Genomic DNA, 21,741 nt, shown 5'->3' with positions numbered 1-21,741 from the left:
AATGGTCATTGCCTACGTGATGGTCAAAGCCCACACTGGTGACGCGGACCGGCTGAAAGACGACATCGAAGCCGTCGACGGCGTCGTCGAGGCCCACATCGTCGCCGGCGACGTGGACTTCATCGCGAAAGTCGACGTGGAGACGCCCGCCGAAGTCAAGGACGTCGCGGCGACACACATCCAGGAGATACAGGGCGTCGAAACGACACAGACCTACATCGCGATGGACTGACCGACGCGGCCACGGTTTTCCGCTCTCAGGACCGGACAGCTACAGCGGCGTCCCGCCGCGCGTCCCCTCGCTCCCGCCGGTACTCGCCGAGTCGAGCAGGTCGGCCACGACGCCGACGTAGTCGTAGCCCGGGATGACGCCCTCGACGTACGTCCCCTCGACGTACTCGACGAAGGTTTTGGCGACATCTGCGGCCTGTCGCTCGCCACCCATCGTGTACTCGAACGTGACCACGACCTGCTCGCCGTCCTCGACGACGCTGTAATCGTCCAGTTCGACGCTCGTTCGGGTTGCTTTCGGCGCGTCCTCCAGTCGCCGCTCCAGCGTCTCGAACCAACCGTCGATGACGGCGTCGCCGACCTCGTCGCTTGTCGCGGCCTGCAGCGACGGCGCAGTGACCGTGACTTCGTAGTTCGTCCGCCACGCCTCCCCCTTGGTTGCGGTCACGCGACCGTCGAAGTTCGTCGTTTCGACGGCGTAACTGTCCCCGGCCGGAACGAGTGCGTCGTGTCTGTCGAACGCCTCGGCAACGTCGTCTGGTACGTCAGTCATTAGGCCGGTATAGGCCACAGACGTGCAAAAACGCGTCGTGTCCGGACTGTCTCGCCTGCCACGACCACTCGTCTGAGCGCTGCCCCCGAATCTGTGGCCCACACACCTGTGCCACACTTGGTCGAGTCTGCCCACAGCGTGTGTCACGGACGTGTTGTCAGCGGGAACGCTTGGTGACTCTGTGCCCCACGGTGTGTTTGCCACAGCGTTGGCTTCCCGTGATTCGAATCACACTCGCATCGCTCTTCGTGCTTACTCGTCGAAGAATGCGAGGGATGGGATTCGAACCCACGGACCCCTACGGGAGCGGGTCTTAAGCCCACCGCCTTTGGCCAAGCTCGGCTACCCTCGCGCAGATTGAACTCTGCGGGGGCTGATGAATGGTCCTTTCGATATGCCTGTGATAACTATGGCAAATGTGCCACGCCGATGCTATAACTCGGACTGCTGTTTTCGACGGATTATACGCCTTCTGCATCAGGTTCTGTGTAAGTATTACCCGGAAACAACCCATGGATTTATTATAGCTACACTTCACGATAGCGGTGTGTTACGTTAGCATGACGCTCCCTGAGTCCTCCGACCGATTCGGCGTATCACGACGGAAACTGTTACGAGCGCTCGCAGGCGGGTGCGCTACTGCCCTCCTCGCTGGCTGTCAGGGGCCGACTGACGGTGGTGGCGGCCAGAGCGGTGCTGATAGCGATGGTGGCGGCAGCGACGGCGAAGGCGGTGGGTCGCGGCTCCGGCTCGGACAGGCGAAATCGCCGGTGGAGTTCGACCCCGTCGTTCTCAACGACGTGCCGTCGCTGGAAGTGGCGATGATGATCTTCGACCCACTGTACGCGTACAACGAGGACGGGACCGAACTGGTCCCGAAAGTCGCGGCGGAGATGCCGACGATCGAACGTGACGGCCAGCGGTGGATCGTCCCGCTGGACACCGACGCGGCGTTCCAGAACGGGAACACCGTCACTGCTGAGGACGTGAAACACACGTTCCTCGCACCGGTCGAAGAAGAGACGGAAAACGCCGGCGAGGTCAACATGATCGACTCGATCACCGCCGTCGACGAGGCGACGGTGCAGTTCGACCTCAAGTACCAGTTCGGCGCGTTCAAATACTACACGAACCGCAATATCGTTCCGAAAAGCGTCCGGACAGAGGACCGCGAGGCGTTCAACAAGGAGGAGCCCGTCGGGTCCGGTCCGTTCACGCTGGAAAGCTGGAGCGAGGGCGAGTCCGTCGTGCTGTCCCGGAGGGAGGACTACTGGGACGAGCCGATGCCGAACCTCTCGACCCTGGAGTTCGTCCCCGTCGAGGAGCCGACTACTCGCATCACGACACTCAAGAACGGCAAGAACGACGTGGTCAAGAACATCCCGCCGAAGTCCTGGGGCACGGTCGAGGGGATGGACAACGCAGGCATCGAATCCGCTCTCGGGATGAGCTACTTCTACCTCGCGTTCAACTGCAACGAGGGACCGACCGCCGACCCCGAAGTCCGGGAGGCCATCGACTACGCCTTTTCGATGGAGACGGCCGTCGAGCGGTTCGTCGAACCCTCCGGCGTCCGCGCCGCCTCGCCGATCCCCGAGACGCTCGCGGAGGCCTGGGACTTCCCGCAGGACGACTGGGACGCCATCACGCACGAGCAGGACGTCGACCAGGCGAAGTCGTTGCTCGACGACAACGACAACGTCCCCGACGACTGGGAGGCCCGCATCATCGTCCCGCCGGACGAGAAGCGCGAGCAGATCGGCACCTCGGTCGCAAACGGGCTCAGCGAAGCTGGCTACGACGCCTCGGTCCAGCGACTGGATTGGGGCGCGTTCCTCGACCAGTACGTCTCAGGGAGCGCCGACGACTATAACATGTTCACGTTGGGGTGGTCCGGGTCGCCCGACCCCGACACGTTCATGTACTTCCTGTTCGCCCAGGAACAGATCGGCGTCACCAACGGGACGTACTACCGCAACGACGACGTCGACTCGGCGATCATGGACGCTCGTCAGGAGACCGACCGCGAGACCCGCCGCGAGCTGTACATCTCCGCCGTCGAGACGCTCATGGAGGACCGGCCCCACATCCCGTCCTACACGCTGAAAAACAGCTTCGGCGTTCGCAACCGAGTACAGGACTTCACGGCCCACCCGATAGACCAGTTCTCGCTCGTCAGCGAGTTCAACAACGCCTCTGTCCAGTAGGTTGGTCATCTCATCTCGAATATATGGGCCTGTTACGCTATTCAGGGAGGCGGGTCGTCCAGGCGATTCCCGTACTCCTCGGTGTCGTCGCTATCACGTTCACGCTGGTCAACGCCGCGCCGGGCAACCCCGTCGAGATCATGCTCGGCCCGTCACCGAACCAGGCGGCCGTCGAGACGCTCAAGGCCAAATACGGCCTGAACCAGCCGCTGCACGTCCGTTTCTGGAAGTACCTTGTCAACCTCGTCCAGCTCGATATGGGCCGGAGCATCTACTACGACGCGCCGGTCACGACGAAGATCGCCCAGCGGCTCCCGCAGACGCTCCTGCTGATGGTGTCGAGTTTCGCCTTCGCCATCGCAACGGCGGTCCCACTCGGGGTCATCTCGGCAAAGCGTCGGAACAAGCCGACCGACCACGTCACCCGCATCGTCTCGCTCGTCGGCGTGAGCACGCCGTCGTTCTGGATCGGGCTGGTCCTGATTATCCTGTTCTCGTACAACCTCGGCGTGTTACCGGCGACGAACCTCGTCATGCCGTGGGCGCACCCCTCGACCGTCAACGGCGCGAGTACCCGGCTCGGCGTGCTCTACGTCGCGGGCGCGCACCTGCTGCTGCCGATGCTGTCGCTGGGGACGCTTCAGATGGCGGCGATAACGCGCATCGAGCGGTCGTCGATGCTCGAGGTGCTCTCCGACGACTACGTCCGTCTCGCGCGTGCTTACGGGGTCACGGAGCGGACGATCCTCCGGAAACACGCCTTCCGGAACGCACAGCTGCCGGTCATCACCATCATCGGCCTGCAGTTGACGACCGCTATCGGCGGCGCGGTGCTGACCGAGACCGTGTTCGAAATCAACGGGATGGGGCGGCTCATCGTCGATTCCATCGCACGTCAGGACTTCCCGGTCGTCCTGGGGACGACAATCGTATTCGCGCTGGTGTTCGTCGTCGGCGTCATCATCACGGACATCTCCTACGCGTACATCGACCCACGGGTCTCATACGGTGATCAGGAGTAACTATGGCTACGACACATTCTGATTCGGAGACGGTCGGCGGCGAATCGGTGGACGACGTCGAGCACTCGGCGTCCGCAGTCGAGGCCCGCGTCGGCTGGCGCTACACGCTTGCCCAGGTGCGTCGAGACCCGACAGCCTTCGCCGGGTGCATCATCATCGCCGTCGCCTCCGTCGTCGCGCTGGTGACGACTATCGACGCCGTTGTATTCGAGTATCTGGCCCAGTATCAGGTGTTCGCGCAGTTCGGCGTCGAAAAGTACTGGCTCGCCAAGACGGTCTGGATGAGCCCGACTGCAGAATCGGCCGGGACGCCGGCGCTGTTGCCGCCAGTCGGCATGGAGAACACATTCGGCCAGGGGACCTGGGCGCATCCGCTCGGCACCGACGACCGCGGCCGGGACATCCTGCTTCGGCTGATCTACGGGACCCGCATCGCGATACTGGTCGGCGTGCTGGCGACCGCTATCGGTCTCGTCGGCGGCATGGTCATCGGGGCCGTATCGGGCTACTACGGCGGCTGGACCGATGACGTGCTGATGCGCCTCGCCGAGACCCTGTACGCGATTCCGTTCCTCGTCCTGGTGCTCGCGTTCATCGCCGCGTTCGGGCGGAGCATCACCTTCGCGATGATCGGCGTCGGCGTCGCGTCGATACCGAAATTCGCACGCCTCATCCGCTCGCGCGTCGTCAGCGTTCGCGAAGACGAGTACGTCGAGGCGGCGAAGGCGGCCGGCGTCCGCGACCGGAACATCATCCTCCGCCACGTCATCCCGAACAGTTTCGCGCCGGTGCTCGTCCAGGCGACGCTGCAGGTCGGGACGGCCATCATCATCATCGCCGGCCTCTCCTTCCTCGGGTTCGGCATCCAGCCCCCGACCCCGTCCTGGGGGCAGATGCTGTCGGTTTCGCGCAACTACATGATCCAGAACCCGTGGTTCAGCGTCTGGCCGGGGCTGTGCATCCTCGTCACAGTGGTCGCGTTCAACATGTTCGGTGACGGCCTCAGAGACGCGCTCGACCCCCGACTCAACAACTAACCATGTCTGCTCCACTCCTCAGCGTTGACGACCTCGAAGTCCAGTTTTTCACCGAAGACGGCGTCGTCCGGGCCGTCGACGGCATCAGTTTCGACGTTCGCGAGGGCGAACTGGTCGGGCTGGTCGGCGAATCCGGGGCCGGCAAGAGCGTCGCCGTCTCGGCGATCATGCGCCTGGTCGAGTCGCCGGGCCGGATCGTCGGCGGGCGCATCGAGTTCAAGGGCGAGACGCTTATCGAAGTCGAACGGGCCGACGACGGCGAGCCGTACCGAACCGATGCGACGATACCGGACGGCGAACTCCGCGAGCGGATCCGCGGCAGGGAGATCGCGATCATCTTCCAGGACCCGATGGAGTCCCTCAATCCGGTGTTCACCGTCGGCGGCCAGCTCCGGGAGTTCATCGAACTCAACCGTGGTCTCTCGGAGCAGGCCGCTCGTGAAACGGCGGTGCAGATGCTCCGCGAAGTCGGTATCCCCGAGGCCGCGGCCCGGTACGACGACTACCCCCACCAGTTCTCCGGCGGGATGCGCCAGCGCGTGCTCATCGCGATGGCGCTGGCCTGCGAACCGTCGCTCATCATCGCCGATGAACCGACGACGGCGCTCGATGTGACCGTCGAGGCCCAGATTCTCGATCTCGTCGAGGAGCTCCAGGAGCGGTACGGCACCAGCTTCGTCTGGGTGACCCACGACATGGGCGTCGTCGCCGAAATCTGTGACCGGGTGAACGTGATGTACCTCGGCGAAATCGTCGAGCAGGCCCCCGTCGACGACCTGTTCTACGACACCCAACACCCTTACACCGAAGCCCTGCTGGATTCGGTCCCGCGGCCCGACGAGACGGTCGAGGAACTGAACCCTATCAAGGGGGTGATGCCCGAGGCGATAAACCCGCCCTCCGGCTGTCGGTTCCACACGCGCTGTCCGGAGGCCCGCGAGGCCTGCAAGACGACGAATCCTGACTGCCGAGCTGTCACCGACGGCCTCCCGGAACACCGGGCCGCCTGTATCAAACACGACGCGTTCGAGACGACGTACGAGGGGTCGCCGCCGCTTGAGACCGGGGCCGGCGGCGGGTTCGACGTGTCCCTGTCTGGCGGTGAGACTGATGACTGAACGCGCCAGCTCGGTGTCCGACGGCACGGACACCACCGGCTTCGGCGAGCCGCTTGTGGACATACGGAACGTCAGCAAGTACTTCGCGAACGAGGAGGGGATGTTTTCCTGGCTCTCCTTCGACCGCGACGCAGACGGGCTCCCGGTCGAAACCGGCCGCGAGTGGGTCAGGGCCGTCGAGGACGTTTCCTTCACCATCCGCAAGGGCGAGACTCTGGGGCTGGTCGGCGAGTCCGGCTGTGGCAAGAGCACGCTCGCACGGACCATCATCCGCCTGCTGGAGCCGACCGAGGGGAGCATCTACTTCAAAGGTGAGGATCTGGCTGCCCTCTCGGGCGAGCGACTGCGGAACACCCGCAAGGACATCCAGATGATCTTCCAGGATCCCCAATCGTCCCTGGACCCCCGGATGAAAGTCGGGAAAATCGTCGAGGAGCCGATGCAGGCCCACGGGATGTTGGACAGCGAGGGCCGGGCCGCCAGGGCCCAGGAACTGCTGGAGAAGGTCGGCCTGGACCCGCAACACTACAACCGCTATCCCCACGCCTTCTCCGGCGGGCAGCGACAGCGCATCAACCTCGCCCGGGCGCTGTCGGTCAACCCCGACTTCATCGTCTGTGACGAACCGGTCAGCGCGCTGGACGTGTCGATCCAGGCGCAGGTGTTGAACACGATGCGGGACCTCCAGCAGGAGTTCGGCCTCACCTACCTGTTCATCGCCCACGACCTCTCCGTCATCAGGCACATCTCCGACCGCGTGGCGGTGATGTATCTGGGCCAACTGGTCGAACTGGCCGACAAGCGGGAACTGTTCGAGAACCCGAGCCACCCGTACACGCAGGCGTTGCTCGACTCGATTCCCGTGCCGGACCCGCGGGCCGACGGCCACCGCGGCGTACTGGAAGGCGACGTTCCCTCGCCTATCGACCCGCCGTCTGGCTGTCGGTTCCGCACCCGCTGTCCGGAGCTCATCGCCCCCGCCGAGTACGACCTGACCGACGGCGAGTGGGAGCGCGTGCGGTCGTTCATGCGTCATGTCAAGCGCCGGGACTTCACCGATACCGACCCCGACGCGATTCGCCAGCGGTTCTTCGACGGCTCGCTACCCGGCGGGGAGGCCGGCACTCTCTTGTCGGACGCGATCGCTGACATCACTACCGACGACTGGGAGACGGCGTCGGAGCGGCTGCTCGAAGGGTTCGCGGAACGGAGTATCTGCGCCCAGGCTGAGCCGGACTACGAGGTCAGCCCGGCGTACGGGACCGACCGCCACACAGTCGCCTGCCATCTCTGTCGGGACGGACAGGACTGAAGGAGTTTCGCTCCGACTCGGGTAGCCGCTACCAGTCGACCGAAAGGGTGCCGTCGCCGTTGGGGTCCGGCGCGATCTCCTCGTTCGTCCGCCGGTCGACGACGTGGATGATACCCCGGTCCTTCTTCGCCGGACAGGCCTCCGCGGCCGCGATGTTGTGGTCGAGGTCCTCCTCACCGATGAAGTAGGTCTCGGGCTTTGCGATCCCGGTGTCCAGGTCGAGCGTCCAGTTGCGCGACTTCTCGGCGCACTTGCCCGCGCCGAAGCACTTGTTGGCCTCGAAGATGATCTTGTAGGGCTTCTCCTCGACCGGGGGACCGTCCTGTTCGCCGAACTCGCTCGGGTCGACGGTGTCGTCCGCGTCTGCCATTGTCGCTCTTTCGCGGCGGACCGCCTTTCGATTGTCGGTCTCCCCGAGATTCGCCCGTTACGTCTCGGCCGCCGACACGACCTCGACGGGGTCCCCGACGGCGAGGTCCGTGCCGCGGTCAGCCTCGGGAACGCGGGCGATGAGCATCAGGGTGTAGAAGTGATCGAAGGCGTCCCGGTCGGCCCACTTCGGGAACGTCGCTTTCCGGCGTTCGATGAACCGCTCTCTGAACTCCGGGGTTTCCTCGCCGGTGTCGGGGTCTCGCTGGGGGACCACACAGCGACCGCAGGGGGTCACCCCCTCGAAGTAAACGCCACCGGCCCGGAAGGCGGGGGCGTCCGCGCCGACGAAGCGGTCCTCCCAGAACGCCGGGACGCCACCGATTTCGACGTTCGCCCGGAGCCGCCGGCGCAGTCCGTCGACGGTCACGTCGTCGAACCACGACGCCACGGTCTCCAGCGTCGCGGTGCTGATGACCGACGGCCCCATCTCCCGGCGGTCGACGTACCCTAGCGTCTCGTCGCGCTCGACCGTCAGGTCGACGCCGAAGAACGCGCTGAGCCAGTCGGCCGCCCGCTCGCGACCGGGCTCGCTTTGGAGTTCGAACGATGCGCTGTCGTCGTCGGTGGTGACCGACAGCGTTCCCGTTTCGGGGTCGTAGCCGGTGTCGACGCCGTGGACGCGGTCGGTCCGCTTCCCGTTGACCACGCCGCCGTCGGCGTCGAACATGGCGAACTCGCGGTCGTGGGCCAGCGTCCCGCCCGGCAGTATCGATACCGATTCGCGGTCCATGCCGTCCAGCGCCTTGACGGGGTAGACGGTGAGTCGCTCGACGTGCGCCATTGGCAGCGGTTTCGGCGGCCGGGCCTATAGCAGTGCCCGTTCCGTGCGGCGGTGCGACTGTTCTGAACGGGTGCGGACCGCTTTACCTCCATCGCCGGTCCCCTGGAGTCGGTCGTCCCGTCTATATAACCGAAGACGGAACGAGAGTGGCACTCAGAAAGTCATTTTAGGCGACACTATTACGTGGTGACTCTGGCAAACAGTTGTCAGGTGAATGGTTGAGCACACCCGGTCGTTAGATTTCAAGATTGCGTTCGCAATCGGCCTCGGGACGATGATCGCTGCCGGGATCTTCTCGCTGTCCGGGACAGCCGTCGCAGCGATCGGGTCGAGCGCGGTCATCGCGTTCGTCATTGCGGCCGTCATCGCCGGCGTCACCGCGGCGGCGTACTCCGAGTTCGCGTCCGTCTACTCCGAGAACGGCGGCGGCTACCTTTTCTGTTCACAGACCTTCGAGGACCAGGACCTACTGACCTACGGCATCGGCATGTCGCTGTTTCTGGGCTACACCGGCACGACGGCGTTCTATCTCGCGACGATGGACGAGTGGGTCGTCCGTTTCATTCTCCCCGAATCGCTCCACTTCCTGCCACACGGGACTGCGGGCGTGGCGACGGCGCTCCTGCTTGGCATCCTGAATGCACGGGGGACCGAGGAGAGCGGAGGGTTCCAGCTCATCGTCACAGGGGCAAAGGTCGCCGTCCTCCTCGCGTTCATCGGCGGGGCGTTCGCCTTCCGTGGGCCCTCGGCGGCTGCCGGTCAGTTCGCCGGCAGTTTCAGCGGCGGCCCAGTCGACATCCTCACCATCTCGGCGCTGGCGTTTATCACCTTCTTCGGTTTCTCGGCTATCGCGGCCAGCGCGGGGGAAATAATCGAGCCAAAGCGAACCGTCCCCCGCGCCATCGCCGCGAGCATGGTGACGGTGACTATCCTGTATGCGTTTGTCATCATCGCGATGGTGAACTCCCCGATCCCGGCCGAGGTCATCGCACAGGAGGGCGAGACGGCGATGGGTCGGGTCGCCGCGTCGTTCCTCGGAGGTATCGGTGAAAGTCTCATCGTCGCCGGCGCGATCTTCTCGATGGTGTCTGCCTCGAACGCCTCGATTCTCGCCGCGAGCAGCATCGGCTCGCTGATGGGGACCCGTGGGCAGGCCCCGCGGCGCTTCTCGCGCATCCATCCCAACTACGGGACGCCGTCGTGGAGCGTTGGGACCGCGACGGCGGTGATCATTCTGCTTATCGTGTTCTTCATCGCGCTGTTCCCGGCGGAGGGTGGCCTGCTCGCCGGATTCGGCCCCAACCTGGGGCTGAACGCTCTGACCGGCTTCGCGACGCTGAACCTCCTCCTGCCGCTGGCCGTCGTCAACGTCGCGCTCATCTACTCCCGGCGGCGGTTCCCCGACATCACACGCGGCTTTCGCGTGCCGGGCGTCCCTGTCGTGCCGGTCATCGGCGTGCTCGCGAATCTCGGTCTCATCTACAACCTCCCGCCGAAAGGCGTCGTGACTGGGCTGGTGCTGACGGGCGCGATGGTCGTCGCGTATCTCGCCTGGGGCGGCGCGCCGGAAACCGAGGACCTGCTCCGCGAGGTTGTCCCCGAAACGGCAGCGTCGACAACGGTGACTGACGACAGCGAGGCCGAACCGGCCGCCACCGCCAGCGGCTTCCGCGTCCTCGTTCCGGTTGCGCGCCCGGAACGGGCTACCCGTTACGTCGAACTGGCGGCGGCACTGGCCAACGCGTCCGACGCGGACCCAATCGTCCACGTCCTCAACGTCACCCAGGTACCCGACCAGACGCCATGGGAGACGGTCCAGGAGACGGCGAAAGCCCGCACCGAGCGCATCCGGTCTGCACTGGAGGGGCGCGACTACGACGCCGAGCTCCACATCGAGGGCCATACCTGTCGGGACATCGCCTTCGATATCCTCCAGACGGCTCGTGACGACGACGCTGACCTCATACTCATGGGATATCCCGAGCGCCACCAGGCCGTGGCTGAAACCGTCGAGCATGAGGCGCCCTGTGACGTGTTCTTCGTCGACCAGACCACGACCGCGGCCGACCTCGACGTCATCAACATCGGCGCTGGCGGCGGCCCGCACCACCAGGCCGTCCTCCCGCTCGTCAACGCGCTCGGCCAACTGGGGAGCGAACTCCACCTCATCAACGTCACCACGGAGGGCAGCGGGACCGCCGAAGCCTCCGGGATGACCCTCGACGCGCTGGAAGCCGTCGAGACGACACGGGTTCACAACGTACAGGCCGGATCCGTCGCCAGCGGGCTCGTAGACACCGCGGCGGAGAACGGCGGCGTCCTGGTCATCGGCGCGTCGCGGGACCGCTGGCTCAGACAGGCCCTGTTCGGAAGCACCCCGGACGAGGTCATCGCACTCGCCGAAGCACGGAACGTCCCGGTGCTCGTCTACGCCAGCCAGACCGGCGTTTCCGACCAGCTGAGCGAGCGGCTGTTCCCGGTGACGCGATATCTCAGAAAGCGGCTGTCGCGGTCCGGTTCACAGCGGGGTTCGAGCCCCGACTGGAACTGAGGAGATTACCGGTGAATCTCGACCGATTCGAGCAGCATTTCTTCGGTCGGCGCGTCGTTGCGGTCCGTGTCGACGCTGCCGATGGACTCGACGACCTCCATCCCGTCGATGACCTTCCCGAAGACGGCGTGCTTGCCGTCGAGGTGGGGCTGGGCGTCGAGCGTGATGAAGAACTGTGAGCCGTTGGTGTTCGGGCCGCTGTTGGCCATGCTGAGGACGCCCGCCCCGTCGTGGCTGAGTTCGTCGTGGAACTCGTCGTCGAAGGAGTAGCCGGGGCCGCCGCGGCCGGTGCCGGTCGGGTCACCCATCTGGATCATGAAGTCCTCGATGATTCGGTGGATCTCGATATCGGTGTACAGCGGGTCGATGCGCTTCTCGCCGGACTCGGGATCTTCCCACGCGCCGGTCCCCGGACCGATTTCGGTCCCGTCGTAGTCGTCGGCCCCTTCGGCCAGGCCGACGAAGTTCTCGACCGTGGTCGGCACGCGGTCCTCGTACAGTTCGACGTCGATCTCGCCCTCTGTCGTGTGGAGAGTCGCGGTCAGGTCGCTCATACTCAGTCGGAGGGAAGCCCGGCAGAAAAGCCTGCCCACTACGCGCCACGACCCGGACATTGATATACCGAAACGAAGCCACGCCCGCTATGTCCTGACGAGCGACCGCGTGGCGTCAAGCGGGTGTCCGACACGCCGCCACGCGTCCGGGAGTGTCGGCTGCTCGCCACTGTGGGCTACGGCAGATGTGACAGCAGGTGGTCCGACACCTGTTCGGGCGCGTCGAACTGGACCCAGTGGCTCGCCGCCGGGAGCCGCTCGACCCGACAGTCCGGGACCCACTCGTCGAGGTCCTCGGTCAGCGACAGCGATAGCGCGTCGTCCTGCACGCCCCAGACGAGAAGTGTCGGAGCCGTTACCGGGCGGTCGCCGACGCCGTCCTGGGTGAGCGTCAGCTTCGCGTTCCGACGGGCGAGCGCTCGGTAGTAATTGATGGCCGCCGTCAGCGCGCCCGGCTGACCGAGCGCTCGCCTGTACCGCTCGATGTCCGTCTCGGTGAACGCGTCAGGGTGGGTCGGTCCGTCAGTGAGGATGCGGTCCAACATGGCGAAATCGTTCCAGCGGAGGCTGGCCTCTGGCAGCGCCGGAAGCTGAAAGAACAGTACGTACCACGAACGCAGGAGCTGCTCGAACGAGCGGCGGAGCTCTCGCTCGTAGGCGGTGGGATGCGGGGCGTTTAGCACCGCCAGCCGGTCGACGATATCGGGGCGGTCCATTGCGGTCTGCCAGGCAACCAGGCCGCCCCAGTCGTGACCGACCACGTGGGCCTGCTCGCGGTCGAACGCTGCAACGAGGCCCGCAACGTCGGCGACCAGTTCGTCGATGTGGTACGCGGCGACGCCGTCGGGCTTGTCGGAGTGGTTGTAGCCCCGGAGGTCCGGCGCGATCACACGGTACCCGGCGTCAGCGAGCGCCGGCAGCTGGTGCTTCCAGGCGTACCAGAACTCCGGAAAGCCATGCAGCAGGACGACGAGATCGCCGTCCGGCGGCCCGGCGGTCACGGCGTGGAGCCTGATACCGTTGGTGTCGACCAGCTCGTGAACCCCGGGCGTCTCCGACGCGGGCACCGTCCACGCAGTGCTGTCGCGAGCGCTGGCGTGTTGTCCCATCGACACCTCTTCGCCCGCTCGGTAGAAGTGGGTTCCGCTCCGGGTCCAGTCGCCAGCTTAGAAGGCTTGGAGTTCGTCGAGCGTGTCCGCCGCGCTGCCGTCGGCAATCGCGTCACGGGCCTGCTCCAGCCCGTCCTGGATGCTGTCGGCGTCCTCACGGGCGTAGATACGGAGGGCAGCGTTGAGCGCCACGGCGTCGGCGAAACCGTCCTCGCGCTCGCCGGTCAACACGGCCTCGGTTATCGCCGCTGACTCTTCGGCCACGTTGTCGACCTGCAAGTCCTCGCTCTCGATATCCATGCCGTACTCGCCGGTGCGGATTTCGAAGTCCGCGATGTCCTCGTCGTCGGACTCGTCGCCGGTGACGGGCCATTCGGCAACGATAGTTTCGCCGGGGCGGACGTCGTCGTAGCCTTCCATTCCCTGGAAGAACAGGGCGCGCTCGACGCTGCTGGTCTCAGACTGGGCGAGCGTTCGGACCATCTTCTTCGCGAACGCCAAGTGATAGAAGCTGCCGAGATGGACGCGGGCATTGGCCGGGTTCGCAAGCGTCTCGACAGTGTTGACGAAGGTCCGGACGCCCATGTTGTCGCGGCGGTCGAACAGCGCGTCGATGCCTGGGTTGAACGCCGGCTGGTAGTAGAAGCCGAAGCCGACCTCGTCGACCATATCGGCGCTTTCGCCCGGCTCGATTTCGGTACGCACGCCCAGTTCGTCCAGCACGTGCTTGTAGGCGTCCTGCTTCTGCGTGGGGACGCGGTCGCCGGAGTGGACGACGACGGGCGTACCGGCGGCGGCCGCGACGACGCCTGCGCCGACGCCGAGAATCGCGGACCGGCCCTTGCCGTCGTAGTTGGCCCCGCAGTCGACAGGGTCGGCCTCCGGGGTCGCTGTCTCGACTGATTCCTCGGACATCACGTCGACGTACGCACCCAGTTCCTCTGGGGTGTTGCGTTTCCAGCGGTTGGCGAGCCAGAACGCGCCAAGCGTCGTGTGGTCGGGTTCGCCGCCGAGGATGCGCCGGAACGCCTCCCGGGCCTGTGTGCGGGACATGTCGTCGGCCGATTTGTGGCCGGAGCCGACGACTTCCGTCATGAGTCGTTTGAGCGGCCATTCGCCGTACTCCCGGGTCGCTTGTGCCATGGAAACGTGTTCGGGCCAGAGTTCAAAAGCCCCTGCGTTTCGTTCTCAATTTGCGGGAACTGGCTGGGGTCCCGAAAGGGATACACCAGTACACTCCTAATGAGAATCAATGAGTCTCCAGTCGGGCGAGTGGCGCGAGCGCATCGACGAGGTAGACGCCGCGCTCATCGACGAGTTCCAGAGCGACTTCCCGATTCAGGAACGCCCGTTCGAGGCTGTCGGTGACGCGCTGGGGGTCTCGGCAGAGACAGCCCTTGATCGGGTCAAGCGGCTCCGTGACGACGGCATCTTCCGTCGGTTCGGCCCGGTTCTGAATCCGCCGGTTATCGGCTCTTCGACGCTGGCTGCTGTCAGTGCTCCGGAGGATCAGTTCGACGAGGTAGCCGAGGTCATCAACGAGTACCGGCAGGTGAACCACAACTACGCCCGCGACCACGAGTGGAACATGTGGTTCGTCGTCACCGCGGGGTCCCGACAGCGACGCGACGAGATTCTGGCCGAGATCGAGGAACGGACCGGCTGTCCGGTGCTCGTCTTGCCGATGTTGACGGACTACTACATCGACTTGGAGTTCCCAGTCGTCAACGGTGACCGGTTCGCCCGGGAGAGCCTAGAGACGACTGACGCCAGCGCAACGCGGATAAGTGAAGACGCCGCCGCTGACCTCTCGGAACTGGATCGGCGGTTGCTGCTCGAAATCCAGACCGGGTTCCCGCTCGTCGCAACACCGTACCGGGACGTGGCGGACGCTGTCGATGCCGAGGTGTCCGAAGTACTTGCAGCGATCAAGCGGCTCAAGCGAACCGGCTGTATCAAGCGCATCGGCTGTGTCGTCAACCACATCGTCACCGGGTTCGACAACAACTGCATGGTCGTCTGGGACGTGCCGGACGACGCCCTCGACGAACGGGGACAGGCGGTCGGCGAACTCCCGTATGTCACGCTCTGTTACCACCGGCCACGCCGCCCGGAGCAGGACTGGCAGTACAATCTCTTCACGATGATTCACGGCCGCGAAGCGACCGTGGTCGACCAGAAGATAGACGAACTCGCGACCGAACATCTCCCCTACGACCATGACCGGCTCTACTCGACGGCGACGCTCAAACAGACCGGGGCCCGATACGACGACATCGTCGGCCAGTAGGGCCTGGTCGATAATGCAGATCGGCATCGGGCGGCCGGAACCCTTTTGAAATTCTGTTATAAACGTGCTAGCTAATGACAAAGGGTCGGCGAGCGACAATCCTCGTCGTTGACGACGAGCCAGCGGTGGCCGACGTCTACGCGGAACAGTTGCGGGATCGATACACAGTCGAGACGGCATACAGCGGTGAGGCCGCCCTTTCGAAGCTGGATTCCACGGTCGATGTTGTCCTGCTTGACCGCCGGATGCCGGACCTCTCCGGCGACGAGGTGCTGTCGGCGATCCGTGAGAAACGCTACGATACGCGCGTGGCGATGGTGACCGCAGTGGATCCGGACTTCGATATCATCGAGATGCCTTTCGACGATTACGTCATCAAACCGGTGTCGAAGGCGGACCTCTTCCAAACGATCGAGCAGTTGCGTCTGTACGCCGATTACGAGGAACGGTTGCGTGAGTGCTATTCGCTCACGGCGAAATACGCCGCACTGGAGTCTTCGAAACCACAGCGCGTCCTCGATGAGAGCGAGGAGTTCTCCGAACTGCAAGCTGAGCTCGCGGAGGTGCGGGCGGAACTTGACGAGATCACGGATTCGTTCGACGCCACGGACTTCGAGTTGCTGTTCCGGGACTTCGAGACGGGCGATTCGATGCCGGACAACACACAACCCTGACCCGGTTTCGAGCGGCTACTTTCTGCGGTAACGTTGCTCACGGCGACCTACCCACCCTTTCGAAAGCACTAACCGATTCTCTTCCATAGGGAGGGCAATGAGTCAACAACTCCCGGACGTGCAGGCGTCGAGTCCGGACGTAACGGTCGGTCTCAATCGCGTCGGTGTGACGGGCGTCGAGAAACTCGTCAAACTGGGGCGTCGTGACCGCGACCCCATCGTACTCATGGCGGAGTTCGAAGTGTTCGTGGATCTGCCGTCCTGGCGAAAGGGTGCGGATATGTCCCGCAATATGGAGGTCATCGACGAGACGCTGGAAACCGCCGTGTCGGAGGAAGCCTACCGCGTGGAGGACGTTTGTGGCGACGCCGCCGAACTGCTGCTTGAGAAACACGACTACACGACGAAGGCGGAGGTGCGGATGGAGGCGGAGTACGTCACCCACGAATCCACGCCGGCATCCGGAATGCCGACGCAGTCGACCGCTGATATCATCGCCTCGGCGACGGCGACCGAAGACGGGACAAGCGAGGAGATCGGTGCTCGCGTCACCGGGATGACGGTCTGTCCGTGCTCTCAAGGTATGTCGGCTTCCCGTGCTCGCGAGACGCTCCAGCAGCTAGATGTCGACGAGGATGTCATCGAGGAGTTCCTCGAAACCAATCCGCAGGCCGGCCACTCACAGCGGGGTCACGCCACGCTCACCGTCCAGAGCGAGGGCGCGCCCGAGGTTGACCTGAACGAACTCATCGAAGTCGCCCGCGACTCGATGAGTGCCCGCATCTACAACCTCGCGAAGCGGCCCGACGAGGACCACATGACCTACGAGGCCCACAAGGACGCAAAGTTTGTCGAGGACTGCGTTCGCGCGCTCGCCGAAGGTGTCGTCGAGCGGTTCCCTGACCTGCCGGACGACGCTGTTGTGACGATGAAACAGTCCAACGACGAGTCCATCCACCAGCACAACGCCCACGCCGAGCGTGTGGCACAGTTAGCTGATCTGCGGCAGGAAGTTAGCGAGTAGCGAGGGCTGAGCGAAGCGAAGTCCTCGGAATGGTGTCTGTGATTTTGGCGCTCCCGCGCAGATGGACACAGCTACGGCGGCCCGACCGGCGTCGCTTCGGCCCAGTGTTCTTCAAACGCCTTGGTGATATCGGCAGTGAAATCCGAGTCCTTCATGTCGATGACGCCGAAGGTCTCCTCGCGGCCGAGGGGGTGTGGAACCTCGATACAGACCTCGACGCCGTCCAGTAGCTCGAACGTGGTCCTGATGTTCGGGCTGGCACGGGCGCTGTAGTTGTCGTAGTGAAAGAGCCGCTCGTAGTACTCGCGGTTGGCCTCGTCCGGCAAACTCTCGAAGAGGTCCGGTCGAACGAGCAGGGACACCTCCACGCCCCGCTCTAACGCCGCTTCGAGTTCGTCGACGATCCGCTCAGTGCCGGAGAGAATATCTACCTGTCGAGCGGGGGCCGAGCCGACCATGATGATCTCGTCGTCGGCGGCGGCCAGCCGTTCGAGCAACAGATCAAGCGAGTCGTTGGGACCGACGGCGGCCGTCCAGAACGGCTCCTCGACGGGGTCCGCCGACTCCAGTTGCGAGGAGAGGTCGTCGACGATCTCCTCGTACTGGCCGACTTTCTCCTGGAGTTCACGTTTCTTGTCTTCGAGCAAGCGGTCGAGGGCCGTATCCGGCTCGACTGCGACGTACTTTTTCGGCCGGCTGGCGGTCTGGCTGCGGACCAGATTATACGTTTCGAGGCTGTTGAGCACGTCGTAGATGCGGCCCATCGGCACGTCACTAGCGCGCGACAGTTCCTTGGCCGTCGTCGGCCCGGTTTCCAGCAGCGACCGGTACGCCCTGGCTTCGTACTCGGAGAGCCCGAGATCTCTGAGACTGGACATACCCACACATCAGGGTACGAGTGCAAAAACTTATCGGGCGTTTACCGTTTGTCCACGTTTGCTGCCGTTGTTCCGGTCAGTGTTCGCCGGTCAGCGCGGCTTCAAGCTCGGACGGCGTCGTCCCCTCGGCGACGATAGCGTCGCCGTCGAGAAGCCGCGCCGTACCGTCGCCGTCCGGCTCTGGAACGACCGTTGTCTCGTGGTCGGCGAGCCGCAGGGCCGCGCGGTGGAGGTCCGTCCCCGCCTCGGTGCCGACGGTGAGGGTCCCGGGTTGCTGGAGGCGGGCTGCGACACCGGCGTAGCCGGCCACTTCGACGCCCATCCGCTCGGCCGCGCCGGCGAAGGACTCGACGGCCGACAGCGCCGCGTTGCGGTACCGGTCCTCGCCGGTGAGTGCCGCGAGGTCGACCAGTGCGTCGGCCAGTTCCACCGTCGCGTCGAGGGGATGGAGCGAGCGGTTACAGAGCCCCGCGCCGCTTGCTGGTCCGTCGCGGAACGCGCCGCCGTCCTGCTGGCGGTGCTCGATGGTCCAGTCGGCGACCGCTCTGGCTGGCCCCGGCTCACCGAGGACCTGCCAGCTCGTCGTCAGGCCCTGGAGGAGCTGGGCCTGGTCCAGCAGCAGGCCAGTATCGCTGTCCGCGCCGTCGTAGTGAGCGACCTCGCCGCCGTCGACGAGTGTGTCACAGACAGCGTCTCTGGCACGACTGGCGTACTGCTGGGCGCGCTCGTCGTCAGTGTAGGCAGCGACCCACAGCAGGGCATCGATGGCGAGCCCGTTGCGGTCGGCGAACACCGTCTCGTCGACGTTAGGCGGCACTGTGTCCTCGCGCTCGCTCGGTTCCAGCCGGTAGTACTCGTCCGAACCGGCCTGGCTCGCCGCGAACGCGTCGCCGGCCCACAGCGTCGTCGAGAGGTAGTCGACGGTCCGCTGGGCGGCGTCCCGGTACGCCTCGGTTCCCGTGTAGCGGTAGCCGTGGGCAAACGCCCGGACCAGGGCGGCGTTCTCGTCCAGCAGTTTCTCGCGCCGGGGGTTCCCCCAGTTGCGCTCCGTCGCGTACCGGAAGAAGCCGCCGTCGTAGGTGTCGAGCAGGTGCGTGCGGATCGCTTCGAGCGTCCGGGTGGCCTGGTCCCGCGCACGGACGAGGGCGAACTCGACAGTCCGCGGGAGCGGGAACTTCACGTCGGTGCCCCAGCCGCCGAACTCGTCGTCGAACGCGCCCAGCAGTTGCTCGACCATGTGCTCCTCGATGCGTGGCCGGAGTTCGCCGGCCGGCGGCGATTCGTCCTGTAGCTGGCGGGGGACCGAGCCTGCCGCCGCGCCCTGGGCGTCCCACGACTCACGGACGGAGTCTAGGATGCCGCGGAACCCATCCGGCCCGAGAAACGTCGCGCCGGTGATGACCTCTCCCTCGGGAGTGAGAAACACCGTCGACGGGAACCCGCCCATCGTGTACCGCTCCCGGACCCGCGGGTTGCGGTCGGCGTCGACGCGGATCGGAACGAACCCGTCGTTGATGTTGGCCGCGATGCGCGGCTCGCCGTACGTGCCCCGATCCATTGCCCGGCATTCGGCGCTCCACGGGACCGTCAGCGCCAGCAGTACCGGCTTCCCGGACTCGGCGGCGTCCTCGAACGGGGCTGCGCCCCACTCGCGCCACTCGACCTTGGTGTCGCGTGCGTACTCGTCCATACCTGGTCTGGGCGGTGGGCGTACAAAGGCCCTCTCACTCCCGGCGAAAGACCGATTGGCGGGGCGGCCCAAGCGCCGACGATGGATACCCAGCAGGCGATTCCCGAAGCGCCCGAGCCGGTCACGCCGGGCGACCGCCCACCCCGTCTCGGTCGCGTCCCGTTTCTCGACAACACCGTCGCGATGTTGCGTGACCCGCTTGGGTTCTATGACCGCGCCGGGGCTCACGAGTCGGATATCGTGGGGTACAACGTCGCCGGGACGACGGGCTGTTTCGTCTGCCATCCCGACCTCGTCGAGCAGGTGTTGGTGACCGACGCCGACGCCTACGAGAAGGGCCGCCTCCTCCAGGACACGCTCGGACAGTTCATCGGCGAGGGGCTGTTCCTGCTGGAGGGCGAGGAGTGGCAGCGCCAGCGGACGGCGCTCCAGCCGGCGTTCTATCGGGAGCGAATCGCCGCCTACGGCGAGACGATGACCGCGTTCGCCGATCAGACAGCGACGGGGTGGGCCGACGGCCAGCGCATCAACGTGCTCCCGCACATGCAGTCGCTGACGCTGAACATCCTCGGGAAGACGCTGCTCGACGTGGATATCGAGACCACCGCGGAGGCGCTGGAGCCGTTACTGGATGCACTGCGCAAGCGGCTGGACCCGCGGTCGCTGTCGGCGTACCTCCCGCTGTGGGTCCCGACGGGAACGAATCGGGCTGTCAATCGCTCGCTCGCCGAGTTCCAGTCGACGCTCGACGACGTGATTGCCGCCCGTCAGCACGAGGCCGACCACGCCCGCGAGGCGCGCGACGACGTGCTCTCCCTACTGCTCTCGCTCGACGAGGAGACGATGGACCGCGAGCGACTGGGTCATCAACTGCTGACCTTCCTCGTCGCCGGTCACGACACGACGGCGCTGACGCTCACCTACGCCTGGTTCCTGCTGGCGAACAACCCCGAGTGCCAGCAGCGCCTCCACGACGAACTCGACACGACGCTGGGGAATCGCCAGCCGACGCCCGAAGACCTGTTCGAACTGCCGTATCTGGATAGCGTGCTGAACGAGGTGCTGCGGCTGTACCCGCCCGCGTTTACGGTGTTTCGCCAGCCGACGGAGCCGGTGACGCTCGGTGGGTACGAGCTCTCCCCCGAGGCACAGCTCACCCTCCCGCAGTGGCTCGTCCACAGGGACGACCGGTGGTACGACGCGCCAGACGCGTTCCGCCCCGAGCGGTGGACCGACGATCTCGAAGCGTCGCTGCCGGAGTACGCCTACTACCCCTTCGGCGGTGGCCCACGGCACTGCATCGGGATGCGCTTCGCCCGGATGGAGGCCAAGCTCGCGCTGGCGACCATCGCCCAGCAGTATGCCGTCGAAGCGGTCACCGAACCGCCGTTCTCGCTGGCGATGCAGATCACCCTGAGTCCCACGGAGCCCATCGAAGTCCGACTGCGGGACCGCTGACCCGCTACTCCGGACGACCGGCCGCTCGATTCCGCTCTCGAAAGGCGTTTGGGGGCGGGCCTGCAAACAGTGGTATGCTCCGGGTCATCGGGCTGTTGCTGCTCATCCCGCTGTTCGACATCGTGTTGCTGGTGACGGTCGCGATACCGTTCCTCGGCTCGCTCGTGACGGTCGCGCTCGTCGTCCTGACGGCGCTGGTCGGCATGCTGTTGGTCCGCGCCGAAGGTCGGGCGACGCTTCGGAAGATCCAACAGCGGCTCGCGGTCGGTGAACTCCCGACCGACGAACTCATCGACGGCGGTCTCCTCATCGCCGCCGGCGCGTTCTTCCTCACCCCCGGCCTGGTGACCGACTTCGTCGGCCTCCTGCTCGCGGTGCCGTTCACGCGCTACCCCGTCCGCGCCGCCACGCGCCGCTGGGTCGTCCGGCCCTACATCGACGCCAAGACCGGCGGCTTCGCCAGCGGGCAGGTGTACATCGGTGGCTTCCCCGACGAAGACGGCGGCCCGGCCGGCCCCGGTCCGACCGGGCCGGAGGGCGGCCCCAGTCCCGGCTCCGGCACCTCCTTTGACCCTAACGAAGCTACCGATGTCGACTTCGAGGACAACGACGAAAACTGAAGCCCTGACGCGGTTTCACATCCCCAACCGCCCACGAAACGTTACCCTTTTCAATACCCCTCGGGTACAACTGAATGCGTTGGGCCAATAGCTCAATCAGGTTGAGCGCTCGGCTGATAACCGGGAGGTTCGCGGTTCAAATCCGCGTTGGCCCACTATCTTCGCCACACAACGAGAAACGGAGTGACGAGTCTGTGGCG

The 21,741-nt window shown here is 65.3% G+C and carries 20 protein-coding genes and 2 tRNA genes; 13 read left to right on the top strand and 9 right to left on the bottom strand.

Translation table 11 applies throughout. The features are described 5' to 3' along the window. Position 1 precedes the first annotated feature (1 nt). A complete protein-coding gene (locus ACY9XZ_RS03430) occupies positions 2–232 on the top strand; it encodes an Lrp/AsnC family transcriptional regulator (RefSeq protein WP_463455670.1) in 231 nt (76 codons plus the stop codon). Positions 233–271: 39 nt separating this feature from the next. Here ACY9XZ_RS03430 and ACY9XZ_RS03425 read toward each other — a convergent pair whose 3' ends face one another. Both ACY9XZ_RS03425 and ACY9XZ_RS03420 read right to left on the bottom strand, forming a co-directional pair. Further along, positions 272–784 (bottom strand): DUF5813 family protein, encoded by a 513-nt coding sequence (locus ACY9XZ_RS03425; protein ID WP_463455669.1) that lies wholly within the window; start codon positions 782–784, stop codon positions 272–274. Positions 785–1,051: 267 nt separating this feature from the next. Then, positions 1,052–1,136 (bottom strand) — tRNA-Leu (locus tag ACY9XZ_RS03420). A gap of 208 nt (positions 1,137–1,344) precedes the next feature. On the opposite strand from ACY9XZ_RS03420, the gene ACY9XZ_RS03415 reads away from it, so the two are divergent. From ACY9XZ_RS03415 to ACY9XZ_RS03395, 5 genes are read left to right on the top strand one after another with little or no spacing between them, the layout of a single operon-like run. Next, positions 1,345–2,991, top strand: a complete 1,647-nt coding sequence (locus ACY9XZ_RS03415) for an ABC transporter substrate-binding protein (protein ID WP_463455668.1) — start codon at positions 1,345–1,347, stop codon at positions 2,989–2,991. Between the two features lie 23 nt (positions 2,992–3,014). Next, positions 3,015–4,013: an ABC transporter permease gene (locus ACY9XZ_RS03410; protein WP_463455667.1), complete on the top strand. Its 999-nt coding sequence runs from the start codon at positions 3,015–3,017 to the stop codon at positions 4,011–4,013. A 2-nt stretch (positions 4,014–4,015) separates the two neighbouring features. Further along, positions 4,016–5,050, top strand: a complete 1,035-nt coding sequence (locus ACY9XZ_RS03405; protein ID WP_463455666.1) for an ABC transporter permease — start codon at positions 4,016–4,018, stop codon at positions 5,048–5,050. A gap of 2 nt (positions 5,051–5,052) precedes the next feature. Continuing rightward, the gene (locus ACY9XZ_RS03400) at positions 5,053–6,168 is read left to right on the top strand and encodes an ABC transporter ATP-binding protein (protein WP_463455665.1); all 1,116 of its coding nucleotides are present in this window, start codon (positions 5,053–5,055) and stop codon (positions 6,166–6,168) included. Then, positions 6,161–7,480 carry an ABC transporter ATP-binding protein gene (locus ACY9XZ_RS03395; protein WP_463455664.1) on the top strand — a complete coding sequence of 440 codons (1,320 nt, stop codon included), beginning with the start codon at positions 6,161–6,163 and terminating at the stop codon, positions 7,478–7,480. Before ACY9XZ_RS03400 ends, ACY9XZ_RS03395 begins: the two co-directional genes overlap by 8 nt. A gap of 28 nt (positions 7,481–7,508) precedes the next feature. On the opposite strand, the gene ACY9XZ_RS03390 is transcribed toward ACY9XZ_RS03395, so the two are convergent. Both ACY9XZ_RS03390 and ACY9XZ_RS03385 read right to left on the bottom strand, forming a co-directional pair. After that, positions 7,509–7,850: a ferredoxin gene (locus ACY9XZ_RS03390; protein ID WP_463455663.1), complete on the bottom strand. Its 342-nt coding sequence runs from the start codon at positions 7,848–7,850 to the stop codon at positions 7,509–7,511. Positions 7,851–7,907: 57 nt separating this feature from the next. Next, the gene (locus ACY9XZ_RS03385) at positions 7,908–8,693 is read right to left on the bottom strand and encodes an MOSC domain-containing protein (protein ID WP_463455662.1); all 786 of its coding nucleotides are present in this window, start codon (positions 8,691–8,693) and stop codon (positions 7,908–7,910) included. Positions 8,694–8,907: 214 nt separating this feature from the next. Here ACY9XZ_RS03385 and ACY9XZ_RS03380 point away from each other — a divergent pair, with 214 nt between their 5' ends. After that, positions 8,908–11,244 carry an amino acid permease gene (locus ACY9XZ_RS03380; protein ID WP_463455661.1) on the top strand — a complete coding sequence of 779 codons (2,337 nt, stop codon included), beginning with the start codon at positions 8,908–8,910 and terminating at the stop codon, positions 11,242–11,244. Between the two features lie 5 nt (positions 11,245–11,249). Here the strand turns inward: ACY9XZ_RS03380 and ACY9XZ_RS03375 are convergent, their stop codons facing one another. The 3 genes from ACY9XZ_RS03375 to ACY9XZ_RS03365 all read right to left on the bottom strand — a co-directional run bounded on the left by ACY9XZ_RS03375 (position 11,250) and on the right by ACY9XZ_RS03365 (position 14,050). Further along, positions 11,250–11,798, bottom strand: a complete 549-nt coding sequence (locus tag ACY9XZ_RS03375; RefSeq protein ID WP_463455660.1) for a peptidylprolyl isomerase — start codon at positions 11,796–11,798, stop codon at positions 11,250–11,252. A gap of 176 nt (positions 11,799–11,974) precedes the next feature. Next, on the bottom strand, positions 11,975–12,907 hold the full coding sequence (locus tag ACY9XZ_RS03370) for an alpha/beta fold hydrolase (RefSeq protein WP_463455659.1): 933 nt from the start codon (positions 12,905–12,907) through the stop codon (positions 11,975–11,977). Between the two features lie 57 nt (positions 12,908–12,964). Next, a complete protein-coding gene (locus ACY9XZ_RS03365; RefSeq protein WP_463455658.1) occupies positions 12,965–14,050 on the bottom strand; it encodes an anthranilate phosphoribosyltransferase in 1,086 nt (361 codons plus the stop codon). A 109-nt stretch (positions 14,051–14,159) separates the two neighbouring features. Here ACY9XZ_RS03365 and ahbB point away from each other — a divergent pair, with 109 nt between their 5' ends. The 3 genes from ahbB (at position 14,160) to mptA (ending at position 16,895) form a co-directional block, all read left to right on the top strand. Continuing rightward, positions 14,160–15,197 carry a siroheme decarboxylase subunit beta gene (gene ahbB, locus ACY9XZ_RS03360; RefSeq protein WP_463455657.1) on the top strand — a complete coding sequence of 346 codons (1,038 nt, stop codon included), beginning with the start codon at positions 14,160–14,162 and terminating at the stop codon, positions 15,195–15,197. Between the two features lie 74 nt (positions 15,198–15,271). Continuing rightward, positions 15,272–15,871, top strand: coding sequence for a response regulator (locus ACY9XZ_RS03355; RefSeq protein WP_463455656.1), 600 nt, complete (start codon positions 15,272–15,274; stop codon positions 15,869–15,871). A gap of 97 nt (positions 15,872–15,968) precedes the next feature. Further along, positions 15,969–16,895: a GTP cyclohydrolase MptA gene (mptA, locus tag ACY9XZ_RS03350; RefSeq protein WP_463455655.1), complete on the top strand. Its 927-nt coding sequence runs from the start codon at positions 15,969–15,971 to the stop codon at positions 16,893–16,895. A 71-nt stretch (positions 16,896–16,966) separates the two neighbouring features. Here mptA and ACY9XZ_RS03345 read toward each other — a convergent pair whose 3' ends face one another. Continuing rightward, positions 16,967–17,773 carry a TrmB family transcriptional regulator gene (locus tag ACY9XZ_RS03345; protein WP_463455654.1) on the bottom strand — a complete coding sequence of 269 codons (807 nt, stop codon included), beginning with the start codon at positions 17,771–17,773 and terminating at the stop codon, positions 16,967–16,969. A 76-nt stretch (positions 17,774–17,849) separates the two neighbouring features. Beyond that, positions 17,850–19,463, bottom strand: a complete 1,614-nt coding sequence (locus tag ACY9XZ_RS03340) for a DUF255 domain-containing protein (RefSeq protein WP_463455653.1) — start codon at positions 19,461–19,463, stop codon at positions 17,850–17,852. Positions 19,464–19,544: 81 nt separating this feature from the next. On the opposite strand from ACY9XZ_RS03340, the gene ACY9XZ_RS03335 reads away from it, so the two are divergent. From ACY9XZ_RS03335 to ACY9XZ_RS03325, 3 genes are all read left to right on the top strand, one after another. Beyond that, a complete protein-coding gene (locus tag ACY9XZ_RS03335) occupies positions 19,545–20,921 on the top strand; it encodes a cytochrome P450 (protein ID WP_463455652.1) in 1,377 nt (458 codons plus the stop codon). A gap of 74 nt (positions 20,922–20,995) precedes the next feature. Continuing rightward, a complete protein-coding gene (locus ACY9XZ_RS03330) occupies positions 20,996–21,541 on the top strand; it encodes an FxsA family protein (RefSeq protein WP_463455651.1) in 546 nt (181 codons plus the stop codon). A gap of 81 nt (positions 21,542–21,622) precedes the next feature. After that, a tRNA-Ile gene (locus tag ACY9XZ_RS03325) sits at positions 21,623–21,696 on the top strand. Positions 21,697–21,741: the final 45 nt, after the last annotated feature.

It is taken from the genome of Haloarcula sp. HT12, assembly GCF_055271655.1.
This window is presented reverse-complemented; position numbering and strand designations above follow the sequence as displayed.

What these genes read in the sequence shown, in the direction of transcription:
- ACY9XZ_RS03430 (WP_463455670.1), top strand. Translation starts at nt 2, where the DNA reads ATGGTCATTGCCTACGTGATGGTCAAAGCCCACACTGGTGACGCGGAC.
- ACY9XZ_RS03425 (WP_463455669.1), bottom strand. Translation starts at nt 784, where the DNA reads ATGACTGACGTACCAGACGACGTTGCCGAGGCGTTCGACAGACACGAC.
- ACY9XZ_RS03415 (WP_463455668.1), top strand. Translation starts at nt 1,345, where the DNA reads ATGACGCTCCCTGAGTCCTCCGACCGATTCGGCGTATCACGACGGAAA.
- ACY9XZ_RS03410 (WP_463455667.1), top strand. Translation starts at nt 3,015, where the DNA reads ATGGGCCTGTTACGCTATTCAGGGAGGCGGGTCGTCCAGGCGATTCCC.
- ACY9XZ_RS03405 (WP_463455666.1), top strand. Translation starts at nt 4,016, where the DNA reads ATGGCTACGACACATTCTGATTCGGAGACGGTCGGCGGCGAATCGGTG.
- ACY9XZ_RS03400 (WP_463455665.1), top strand. Translation starts at nt 5,053, where the DNA reads ATGTCTGCTCCACTCCTCAGCGTTGACGACCTCGAAGTCCAGTTTTTC.
- ACY9XZ_RS03395 (WP_463455664.1), top strand. Translation starts at nt 6,161, where the DNA reads ATGACTGAACGCGCCAGCTCGGTGTCCGACGGCACGGACACCACCGGC.
- ACY9XZ_RS03390 (WP_463455663.1), bottom strand. Translation starts at nt 7,850, where the DNA reads ATGGCAGACGCGGACGACACCGTCGACCCGAGCGAGTTCGGCGAACAG.
- ACY9XZ_RS03385 (WP_463455662.1), bottom strand. Translation starts at nt 8,693, where the DNA reads ATGGCGCACGTCGAGCGACTCACCGTCTACCCCGTCAAGGCGCTGGAC.
- ACY9XZ_RS03380 (WP_463455661.1), top strand. Translation starts at nt 8,908, where the DNA reads ATGGTTGAGCACACCCGGTCGTTAGATTTCAAGATTGCGTTCGCAATC.
- ACY9XZ_RS03375 (WP_463455660.1), bottom strand. Translation starts at nt 11,798, where the DNA reads ATGAGCGACCTGACCGCGACTCTCCACACGACAGAGGGCGAGATCGAC.
- ACY9XZ_RS03370 (WP_463455659.1), bottom strand. Translation starts at nt 12,907, where the DNA reads ATGGGACAACACGCCAGCGCTCGCGACAGCACTGCGTGGACGGTGCCC.
- ACY9XZ_RS03365 (WP_463455658.1), bottom strand. Translation starts at nt 14,050, where the DNA reads ATGGCACAAGCGACCCGGGAGTACGGCGAATGGCCGCTCAAACGACTC.
- ahbB (WP_463455657.1), top strand. Translation starts at nt 14,160, where the DNA reads ATGAGTCTCCAGTCGGGCGAGTGGCGCGAGCGCATCGACGAGGTAGAC.
- ACY9XZ_RS03355 (WP_463455656.1), top strand. Translation starts at nt 15,272, where the DNA reads ATGACAAAGGGTCGGCGAGCGACAATCCTCGTCGTTGACGACGAGCCA.
- mptA (WP_463455655.1), top strand. Translation starts at nt 15,969, where the DNA reads ATGAGTCAACAACTCCCGGACGTGCAGGCGTCGAGTCCGGACGTAACG.
- ACY9XZ_RS03345 (WP_463455654.1), bottom strand. Translation starts at nt 17,773, where the DNA reads ATGTCCAGTCTCAGAGATCTCGGGCTCTCCGAGTACGAAGCCAGGGCG.
- ACY9XZ_RS03340 (WP_463455653.1), bottom strand. Translation starts at nt 19,463, where the DNA reads ATGGACGAGTACGCACGCGACACCAAGGTCGAGTGGCGCGAGTGGGGC.
- ACY9XZ_RS03335 (WP_463455652.1), top strand. Translation starts at nt 19,545, where the DNA reads ATGGATACCCAGCAGGCGATTCCCGAAGCGCCCGAGCCGGTCACGCCG.
- ACY9XZ_RS03330 (WP_463455651.1), top strand. Translation starts at nt 20,996, where the DNA reads ATGCTCCGGGTCATCGGGCTGTTGCTGCTCATCCCGCTGTTCGACATC.